The following is a 9505-nucleotide window of genomic DNA, read 5'->3' as shown; positions in this document are numbered from 1 at the left end:
TCCGATAAGTCGCTCGGATACGCCCGTCTGTCCATGCGCCGCAGAACATCACCCGAACCCCGACTGGCACGCCAGTACGGCCGACGTTCACACGAACGAGCGATCATGAACCGAGAGAAAGCGGACTTAACGTCCACTGAAGACTCTGGTCGGGGAATTCGGACTCAGCCCCGCCAGCACGCTGAAGGCAGACCTTCTCACAGTGCTCCGTGCGTACGCCCGCGCCCATGCCACCCGGCACGCCTGGCTCCCGGCGCCGGCCGGGCTGTCCAAGCGCATGCCCAGGTACCTCCCGTTCGACGGCAAGGCCGCCCGCCCCGACGATGCCGTCAAGGCCGCATTGACGGAGCGCTTCCAGAGCCACGTGGCCGACTCCGACGTCAAGGAGAAGTTGAGCATCGTGGAGGAGGAGGTCAAGGACCGGCTGCGGGTCGACGCGGAATCGCTGTGCAAGCACATCCAGTCTCGCTGCCCCGACCTCTCCGAGGTGACCGTGGCGCCCGAGGTCTCCTTCCAGCACGGTTTTCGCGGGGCGCCGCTGCGCATCTCGCAGGCCGCCGGCGAGGCCGTGGGCCTGGAGCGCTCGGGTCTGGGACGCAACCGCCGCGTGTCGCTGGCCGTGTGGGAGTGGACCAGCAAGCTACTCGCCGATGAGGAGAACACCGCACCGCAGGCCCCGGAATCCGACGAGCCCGCGCAGCCGGGCCCGGTGCAGACCATCGTCGTGTACGACGAGCCCGACACCCACCTCGACTACGGACACCAGCGGAAGGTCATGGCCCTGATCCGGGAGCAGAGCGCGCTCCCCCGCGTCAGCGTCCTGGTCGCTACCCACTCCATGAACCTCATCGACGGCGTCGACATCAGCGACGTCGTCCACCTGAAGCTCGACAATCACCGCACCGTCGTGGAGCGGCTCGGAGCCGGGATAGTCGGTGACGCGATCGACGACTACCTCGGCAAGCTCGCAGCCGCTGTCGGCCTCCGCAACTCCGTTCTGCTGCATGAGCGTTGCTTCCTCGCTGTCGAGGGTGAAACCGAGCAGCGCGCCTTTCCCCTGCTGTTCCGGCTGTGCGAGGGACTCACCTTGCAGGCTGCCGGTGTCGCCCTGTGGTCCTGCTCCAACAACGAAGGCGCTCTGCACCTCGCCCAGTACCTGATCACACGGAGCCGCACTGTGATGCTGGTGGTCGACGCCGACAGCCGGAACGTGTCCAAGAGCATCTTCAAGCCCGCCAAGTTGACCCAGTTCTTCGGAAGCAGCGCCTCGAAGCATGTGAAGTTCCTCGGGGAGCCTGCGGACGACGCCCCGGAGGCGGAGAAGTTCAACGAGCTGGAGGAGATCTTCAAGGATGAGGTGTGGGCGCGTGTGGCCAACCGGATCTGGCCCAGGTCGGACCCGGATCAGGCATGGGCGGACGGCGACTTCGCCGCGCTGCGCGGACAGGGGAAGTTCAGTTCCGATGTGCAGCAGATGCTGCAGGCCGGCAGCCCCGACGGGCCGGGCGGAAAGCCGGAGATGATGTACGAACTGTCCATGGCCCTGACCGACCCCGCAGACGTTCCGGAGCAGCTGCGAACGATCTTCTCCCAGCTCAGGACGCTAGCGGATTAGCCGCGCACGACGCGGCGCCACCCGACTGCCTGCGCGAGCGCCGCGCCCGCATCCGCTCCTTTCGTTGGTCAAGCGTGGGCGGCTGCCAGGTGTGCCAGCCCACTGGGGGCTTCCAGCGCTGCATATGCTCACGCTCGTCCACGCCGCACCAGCGACAGCCACTGGGCGAAGGTATGCGCAGGTCAGAACCCTTGTCGGGCATGTTCACTCCTCTCGCAACACCTCGTATTCTTCCCCCTGCCACTGACACCACGCGCGGCAGGACTGGCCCGTCGGCCCGCCCACAGCCGCCGGTCAGCAATGCGGCCCTCCACAGCTACGACATTCCTTCCTGTCTCTCGTGGGCCTGGCTTTCGGGGGCGCGCCCCTCGGCGCTGTGCGGGCGGGACGGGCGACGGGCTAACCGTCGACCTCGAAGTCGGCCCAGTTCATGCCGTTGATCTCAGCGGTCAGGCCGGAGGCTCGGCGCCCACCGTCCTTGAAGTAGTGCTCCTGGAGGGCCTGGGCAAGCAGGTGCTCCTGCTGGGTCTGGCTCGCGCCGGCGTCGCGGGCGGCGTAGAGGCGGTGGGCCACCTCACCTGGCAGCTTCTGGGTGATGGTCCGCAGGCGGGGATCGTCCGTGGATCCTGCCGCGGAGGTGTAGCCGAACTGAGCCTGGACGTGCAGGACGAAGCCGTTGCGCTCGGCGTTCTTGCGGACGCGGTCCTTGACGCGGGGCTGCCACTTCGAGCGGACGTGCTGCTCGACCTTCGCAGCGGCCTGGGGCTTGGGGGTGGAAGCGCCCTTGACCCAGCGCTGGACGGTTCGCTGGGAGACGCCGAGTTCGGCGGCGAGAGCCTTGGTAGAGCCCTTGGCACCCTTGAGCAGGAACCTCATCCGGGCTCCCAGCGACTGCGGGATGGGCCGGGTGCGCTCGGCGCGCTCCAGACCCTCGTCGATCTCCCCCACGGCGGTGTCCTTCCTGGCACCCCCTCAACGGGGTGCTCTCTGGGGTCTGGCGGGCTGCCCGCCGAGGCGGGCAGCCCAGGGGACGGCTACTCGTCGGCGGAGACGGCTCCGCCGGTCTTGATGTGCCGGGCCGGGTTCGCGCCGTCGGCGATCAGCTCGACGATCTCGGCCATCGGCCTGGAGCCCTCGAACTTCACCATCCCCGGGCTGACACCCAGGCGCAGCGCGGTGGTGAGGGTGTGGTCGGGGCAGGTGAGGATGTCGAGGGCGCCGGGGCCGGGGGCGGCGAAGACGGCGCAGTCGGAGAGGACGGCGAAGCAGTGGAGGCCGGTCTGGGCGGCCATTTTGCGGAGTTTGCGATGGAAGTTGACGGTGGCGGTGTCGATGACCAGGGCGCGCATCAGTGGGTCCCAGGTGGGGCGCTCCAGGGCCGGCCAGCGTTGGCCGGGGCGGTAGCCGTGCCCGCGGGGGCGCTCGCGCATCTTGCCGATCGTGCCCTTCGCGGTCTGCTTGATGGCAGTCAGCACCGCGACCTCGGCCGGGTCACCGGTTTTGATGGCGGCCATGGCGTCCAGGAATGCGACCGGGTCGCTGTCGGCGAGGGTGAGCGGGACACCGAGCGCCGCCATCGTGGCGACGTAGGCCTGGCGCAGGTGCTTGTGCCACGGGTCCAGGTAGGGGCCACTCTCGTGCCGCAACCAGCCCTCGGTGGGCTGCACGGCGGCGCCGAGCTCCACCGCGTAGGCGACCTTCGCCGTGGAGTACCAGGCTGGCCCCGTCGGCCGGGAGCCGTCTGCGGTGAACGGCGAGGGGAGCAGCGGGTTCGTGTCGACGCCGGACAGGTCCACCAGCCACGACCCGGGGGTCTTCGGGTCGAAGACCGGGTTCAGTTCGTGCACGGGGCCCGAGAGGGGCAGCACCAGGCGGCCCGCGGCGGCGAGGAAGGCCATGTTCACATCGAGGCCGACCGCGAACGGTGCGGCCTTCTCGGTGTCGGTCAGCTCGCGGTGCCAGTCCCACGCCTCGGTGACCAGCGCGGCGCCCGTCTCGCGGTCTTGGGCGAGCGGATGCATCTCCGGGACCTCCGACGGGGCCGGATCGAAGGCGTCCTTCGGGCGGGAGCCCTCCACCGGGCCGGACGTCCAGCCGGACTCGGTGCGCACCGCGCGGGTCGGCGGGCGCAGCGCGGTGACGAGCTCCAGGCCGCTCACGGCGGTGGAGCCGCGCGGGGTCAGGACCCGCTTCGCGTAGGTGCCGAGCAGGCGGGCCAGGTCCGGGGCTGTGAGGTTGTCGAGGATGGTCCAGCCGCCGGAGGCCAGCGCGCCCCAGCCGGGGATGCACAGTTGGACGCACTGGCGGCGGCCGTCCTCGGGGGTGCGGTAGATCCGGGCCCACGGGCCGAGGCCTCGCTGGGTGAGCAGCCAGCCGGCCTTCTCGACGGCCTTGACCGCCTTGTGGGTCTTCGGGAGCTGGCCCAGGCGTTGGACATACTCGGTCTTCTCGTCCCGCCCGAGCGGGGGCAGGCCGAGCTCGGCGAGGGCGGCGTCGGTGAGGACGACCAGGGCGTCACCGTCCTTGCCGTGCCGGTGCAGCCGCGGCGAGCCGAACCTCTGCTCCAGCGCCCACTCCACGACAGCGGCCAGCGTGCGGCCCGCCGGGGCGGTGGGTGCCTGGGTGCCGTCGGCGAGGTAGGCCACCAGGCCCTTGCCCGAAGGGGCGACATCGAGCACCGCGAGCGGCCCGGACGGGAACCGCGCCGCCGCAGCCGCCTCCCAGTCCGACGGACCCTCAGCTGCCGCCGTGGCCGTCTTCGCCGGGGCCTTCCGCGCCCGGGACGAGGCAGCGGGACGCGACGATCCGGTACGGCGCGCAGGCCCAGCCGCAGGAGCAGCAGCAGGGGCGGGGGCGGCCTGGCGGGGAGCCGCAACCGGCGCCACCACGGCGGCCGGAGCCTGCACGGCAGCGGCCGTGGCAGCGGGTGCCGCGGGGGCGGGGGGTGCGTGCTGCACGGCGGCGGCCGCGGCGGCGGGGCGGCAGAACCCGCCCAGGTGCATCGGACGACCCTGCGCACGGTAGACCGACGGCTGCCCGCACTGTACGCACGGCGCGGGCGCGGCCATCAGCAGCGAGCCGTCCGGGTTCTGGTCCAGCATCACCAGCTGCGCTGTGGGGGCCGGCGGCTCGGACACCGGGGCGGTGGCCGTCTTCGACACCGGCGCTGCCGGAGCGGCAACGGCCACCGGAGCCGGTGTCTCCCGCGTAGTGTCGGCCGATGCCGGGGCCTCGGCCGTATCCGGAAGGGGCGCGGCTTTGCGGGCGGCTCGCACGAGGCCGGCGGCCTGGGCGCGGTGCAGCCACTCGGTGGGCTCCACCGTGCCGTGCTGGAGCGCCAGCGTCGCCAGGAAGGCGATGTAGACCTCGCGCTTGGGCGGGCGCGGGTCGGTGGCCCCGGCCTCCCAGCGCACGATCGTCTCCCGGCGGGTTTTCAGGGCCTTCGCCAGGTCTTCCTGGGTGTACTGGGCCGCCTTGCGCAGGCGCTCCCGCTCGGCGGGCACCGGCAGGTCGTCCGCCGACCTCGGCCGCTCCAGCAGCGCGTCGATCGCCGCGAACAGGTCGTCACTCATGCAGCACCTCCCCTTCCATCACCCACCCTAGCGTGAAAGTAACTTCTGGATCGCACATTTGAGTCACGCCACCCCGGCCGGAGGCACACGGCACTGCCCCGCCGACGAGAGAGGTCCAGTCACAGGACGCGAGAGGAAGAAGAGGAAGGAACTGCCTTCAGGACCTGCGGCTCTTCGAGAGGCTAGGGGCCATGGTTTCCGGGATCTTCCGTGTGTCTCCTCTCGCCGGGGAGACGACCCTCTCGCTTCTTGACCGGGTCGCTGCCCGCTACGGCCTCAACTCTGCGGCTCTGCTGACGACCTGGCAGTGGAAGGGGCAGCGCCCTCGGCATGAGAGCGGTGCGGGACGGGCGGATGCCGAGATGCTGCTGGACACGGCCGGGCGGCGAGCCCTGGCCGGGTTGTGCGGGGTGCCGGAGGAGGTGCTGGAGCGGGCACTGCCGGCGTGGGGCGTGGACGACGAGAAGCTGGCCGCAGCGGCGGGTGCGGACGGTCCGCGGGCGGTGTGGCGGGTGGCCGGCGCGGCGGTGGGGCCGACGGCGTTCGGATGCCGGTCGTGCGCGGCGCGGCGAACCGGGGCGCCGGTGCGGGTGGTGCGGTACGCGCCCCGCTGGGAGCGGGTGTGCGTGCGGCACGGACGGTGGCTGCTGGACGCGGACGCCGACCACGGCCTGGAGTTTCTGGATGTGCGTGGCCTGCCGGAGATCGCCGAGGCGCAGCGGCAATGGGTGGGAGTGGTCCGCCGGGCGCAGCGTGGCGGGGTGGAGGCGGCGGCGGTGTTCGCGGTGGCGCGGGCGGTGGTGTGCCAGTGGTGGGATCAGGCGCTGGGGTGGGAGCAGGAGCGGATCTGGCCGGCCCGGCTGCATCGCCTGGCCGGCGGGGATGCGGGGCCCGAGTTCTGGTGGTGGCGGGCGGTGGCCCGGGAGGCCGCGACGTTCCCCGAGGTCGTCGCGGTCGCCGGGGCGCTGGTGGACCCGGTGGTGGCCGAGTTGGTGTGGACCGACAGCGGCGGCGAGCGGATCCGTCCCTTCCCGCCCGACGGGGCGCTGTGCCAGGAGCTCGGCCGCAGGCTCGCCCGCCCCTGGCTCGGTGAGGTCGGCGCGGTCCCCGACATCAGCGCGCTCACCGCCTGGTGGGGAGCACTCGTGCGCCGGCGCCGCGGCGCCGGCCAGAGCGGTGAGCGGTTCCTGGACCCGTGGTGGGTCAAGCGTGAGGACCAACCGGTCTCCGTGACGGCGCAGCTGCGGACCCTGGCCCAGCGGGCCGAGGGCACCATCAGCTGGCGTGCCGCAGTCCCCCGCCCTGAACGCACCTGGATCAAGGACAGGCTCCGCGACGCCTCCGGCCTCCTGGCGCAGCTGGACCTCGACGACACCGCACCACTCGCCGCAACCACCCAACAGCTGCTGGACACCCTCGACAAGGCCATCGGCACCCTGACCGAGGCCAGCATCGGCATCGCCAGCGCGACGCAGACCGCAGGCATCCCCCTCGACCAGCTCAGCACCTGGACCCACATCCCCGCAGAGAACCTCCGACAGAACATCGACGACCACCGCGACAACCTCGAGGAGCAATACGGGTGACGACGCGGGAGAGGCCAGTCCTCGACGGGGGAAGTCACCGGTGCATGCTCCTGGACCGGGGCCCGGTGTGTTCCGGGTCGCTCCCCTGCAGGGTCTGTCGAGCCGGTTGACCGTACAGGCCCGCTGCCTCCGAGTTGGCGAACTCCCCGGCGAGCGGTGGTCGAATTCCTTAGCGCATGGTCAGGGGCGTTGTCAGTGATACGGGGGTTCCGGGCTATGAGGCTGCGGCCTGTGGGACATCTGGAGGATGGATGCGGCAGGTGAGGATGCGACGGTGCTCGCGGGCGGACGTGATCCGGGCTCCGACCGGGTCGAGGCGCGGATCGTCGGCGCAGGTACCGAGCTCGAACGCATGCCCTGGACCCGGGCCGCGCACGGGGTCGCGTTGGAGGAGTTGGCGTCGGTGCGAACCTTCCCCGTGCAACGCGGGCGTCGGATCGCTCCGGGGTGGTGGTGGTCCGCGTCGACCGGGCGCCTAGTGCACTACGGCTTCGGCGCGATGCGCACCCAGATCATGCTGCTGGACCACGATCCACAAGTGGTCGCGCTGGCCTGCAGCCCGGTGGAGCTGGCGTGGCTAGGAGAGGACGAGACCGTTGCCGTGCATGCCCCGCACCTGATGGCACGACTGCGGGACGGCAGCGGCCTGCTGGTCGACTGTGCGGGTGGCGAGGGCGTCCCCGCCCGCCTAGCCGACCATGCCGCTGCGATGGCTGCCGCGGCCCGGGCCGTCGGTTGGCACTACCGCATCGCGCGGCCCCCTGACCCGGTGCTCGCGGCCAACGTGCGGTGGCTGTCGGGCTACCGGCATCCGCGCCATAGCGGCAGCACCCCGACGGGGCGGGTCGCCGGCCTCTTCGCTCAGCCGCTCCCGCTCATCGAGGGTGTACGGCGGCTCGGGGAGCCCATCGCGGCATGGCCGGTGGTCTTCCACGCACTGTGGAGCGGGGTGCTCAGCGCTCCACTGGACCAGCCGCTGCACGAGCGGACCGTGGCCACCACGACGGCAACCGGGGCCGCAGGATGAGCGGCACCGCGCTCGCCGTGGGAGACCAGGTGCGGTGGGACGGCCGCGCCTGGACGCTCGCCGCGCTCGAAGGCGCCCGCGCACGCCTCCTCGGGGAGGCGGGTGCCATCTCCACGGTGCTGCTGTCCCACCTGCTGGCCGATCCCCAATTCGAGGTCATCGGCGGCCCGCTCCAGGTCAAGATGGCGGCGGCCGGGCTCCTGGACACGCTTCCCGACCACGTCCGTCAGCAGGCCTTGGCCTGGGAGCGGCACGTGCGGGAAGTCGAGTCGGGCGCAGCCGTCCCCGGCGGGGTGCCGCGGGCGGTGTACGACCCGGAGGTGACCACGTTGGCGCAGCGCGAGAGGGCCAAGGCTGCGGAGCTGACGGCGGCCGGGGCGGCGACGAGCGTGACGACGGTGCGCCGGATGCGGGCGCGGTACCGGGACCAGGGGGTGTGGGGGTTGGTGGACCGGCGCACCACACGCCCGGCGTCTGCGGTGGGGCGGGCCGATCAGCGGGTCGTGGAGGGTGTGATGGCGGTGCTGGGGCGGCAGCGGGATCGGTCGACGGGCACGCTGACGCGGTTGCGCGACCAGGTCCGCTGGCACCTGGAGGAGGTGCACGGTCCCGGGGTGGTGGCTGTGCCGCCGGCGTCGACGTTCAACCGGCTGGTGCACGTGCTGGCCGATGGCCAGGGACTGCTGGGCAGCGCGGCGCAGCGGCGCTCGCACGGCTCACGGCCGGCGGCGCCGTTCAGGCCGACGGTGGCGCTGCGGCCCGGTGAGCTGGTGATGATGGACAGCACCCCGTTGGATGTCCTGGCGGTGCTGGCGGACGGGGTGACGGGCCGTCCGGAGTTGACGATCGCTCTCGATGTGGCGACGCGGTCGGTGTGTGCGGCGGTGCTGCGGCCGCCGGGTACCGGTTCGGTGGACGCGGCGGTCCTGCTGGCGGAGATGGTCGCGCCGACGCGGATGCGGCCGGGCTGGGACGCCGCCTTGGCGTTGCAGCGCTCGGTGGTTCCCTACGAGCGGCTGCTGAGTCTGGACGAGCGGTTCAAGGGGGCGGCGGCGCGGCCGGTGATCGTGCCGGAGACGGTGGTCGTGGACCAGGGCGCGGTGTTCGTGTCGTCCTCGTTCCTGGGCGCGTGCGAGAGTCTGGGAGTCTCGCTGCAGCCGGTCCCGCCCGCGAACGGACCGGCGAAGGGTGCGGTGGAGCGGACGTTCAGGTCGATCAATCACCGGTTCTGCCAGTACGTCGCCGGCTATACCGGGTCCAGCGCCGCCGAGCGCGGGCGCAGGGTGAAGGACGAGGCCCGGTGGACGCTGCCGCAGTTGCAGGAACTCTTCGACGAGTGGCTGGTGTCCGGGTGGCACGCGCGCAAGCACACCGCGCTGCGGCACCCGCTGCTGCCGCATCTGTCGCTGTCGCCCATCGAGATGTGGGGTGCTCTGGTGGGCATCGCCGGCTACGTCCCGCTGCCCCTGGCGTGGGAGGACCACATCGAACTGCTGCCGGTGCGCTGGCAGCCCGTCAACGACTACGGCATCCGCTTCGACTACCGCACCTACGACAGCACCGTTCTGAGTGGACGTTAAGTCCGTTTCTGGTAGCGGCCTCGTCCGGGTTGGGTGAGGAAGCCTTGGCGAGTGAGGCGTCCGAGGCGGCTGCGGGTGATGTTGACGGACGCCTCGTCGGTGGGCATGCCGAGGAGTTCGTGCAG

At 71.7% G+C, this 9505-nt stretch carries 6 protein-coding genes; 4 read left to right on the top strand and 2 right to left on the bottom strand.

From position 1 onward, the window contains the following. The first annotated feature begins 202 nt into the window (after window positions 1-202). Entirely contained in the window at window positions 203-1615 is a 1413-nt protein-coding gene (locus PUR56_RS30140; RefSeq protein WP_329951276.1) for an ATP-dependent nuclease, read from the top strand. A 399-nt stretch (window positions 1616-2014) separates the two neighbouring features. On the opposite strand, the gene tpg is transcribed toward PUR56_RS30140, so the two are convergent. Together tpg and tap are read right to left on the bottom strand one after the other, a co-directional pair. Next, window positions 2015-2563, bottom strand: a complete 549-nt coding sequence (tpg, locus tag PUR56_RS30135) for a telomere-protecting terminal protein Tpg (RefSeq protein ID WP_329951275.1) — start codon at window positions 2561-2563, stop codon at window positions 2015-2017. Window positions 2564-2649: 86 nt separating this feature from the next. Continuing rightward, a complete protein-coding gene (tap, locus tag PUR56_RS30130; protein WP_329951274.1) occupies window positions 2650-5187 on the bottom strand; it encodes a telomere-associated protein Tap in 2538 nt (845 codons plus the stop codon). A gap of 362 nt (window positions 5188-5549) precedes the next feature. On the opposite strand from tap, the gene PUR56_RS30125 reads away from it, so the two are divergent. The 3 genes from PUR56_RS30125 to PUR56_RS30115 all read left to right on the top strand — a co-directional run bounded on the left by PUR56_RS30125 (window position 5550) and on the right by PUR56_RS30115 (window position 9380). Further along, window positions 5550-6773 (top strand): DNA-binding protein, encoded by a 1224-nt coding sequence (locus PUR56_RS30125; RefSeq protein WP_443034589.1) that lies wholly within the window; start codon window positions 5550-5552, stop codon window positions 6771-6773. 247 nt (window positions 6774-7020) lie between these two features. Further along, window positions 7021-7800, top strand: coding sequence for a TnsA-like heteromeric transposase endonuclease subunit (locus PUR56_RS30120; RefSeq protein WP_329951272.1), 780 nt, complete (start codon window positions 7021-7023; stop codon window positions 7798-7800). Further along, a complete protein-coding gene (locus PUR56_RS30115) occupies window positions 7797-9380 on the top strand; it encodes a transposase (protein ID WP_329951271.1) in 1584 nt (527 codons plus the stop codon). Before PUR56_RS30120 ends, PUR56_RS30115 begins: the two co-directional genes overlap by 4 nt. Window positions 9381-9505 lie beyond the last annotated feature (125 nt).

The sequence above is a fragment of the Streptomyces sp. BE303 genome (assembly GCF_036290945.1).
In the GTDB taxonomy this organism is placed as follows: domain Bacteria; phylum Actinomycetota; class Actinomycetes; order Streptomycetales; family Streptomycetaceae; genus Kitasatospora.
This window is presented reverse-complemented; position numbering and strand designations above follow the sequence as displayed.

Coding starts and splice junctions, on each gene's coding strand:
- tap (WP_329951274.1), bottom strand. CDS start 5,187: ATGAGTGACGACCTGTTCGCGGCGATCGACGCGCTGCTGGAGCGGCCG.
- PUR56_RS30115 (WP_329951271.1), top strand. CDS start 7,797: ATGAGCGGCACCGCGCTCGCCGTGGGAGACCAGGTGCGGTGGGACGGC.
- PUR56_RS30120 (WP_329951272.1), top strand. CDS start 7,021: ATGGATGCGGCAGGTGAGGATGCGACGGTGCTCGCGGGCGGACGTGAT.
- PUR56_RS30125 (WP_443034589.1), top strand. CDS start 5,550: ATGCTGCTGGACACGGCCGGGCGGCGAGCCCTGGCCGGGTTGTGCGGG.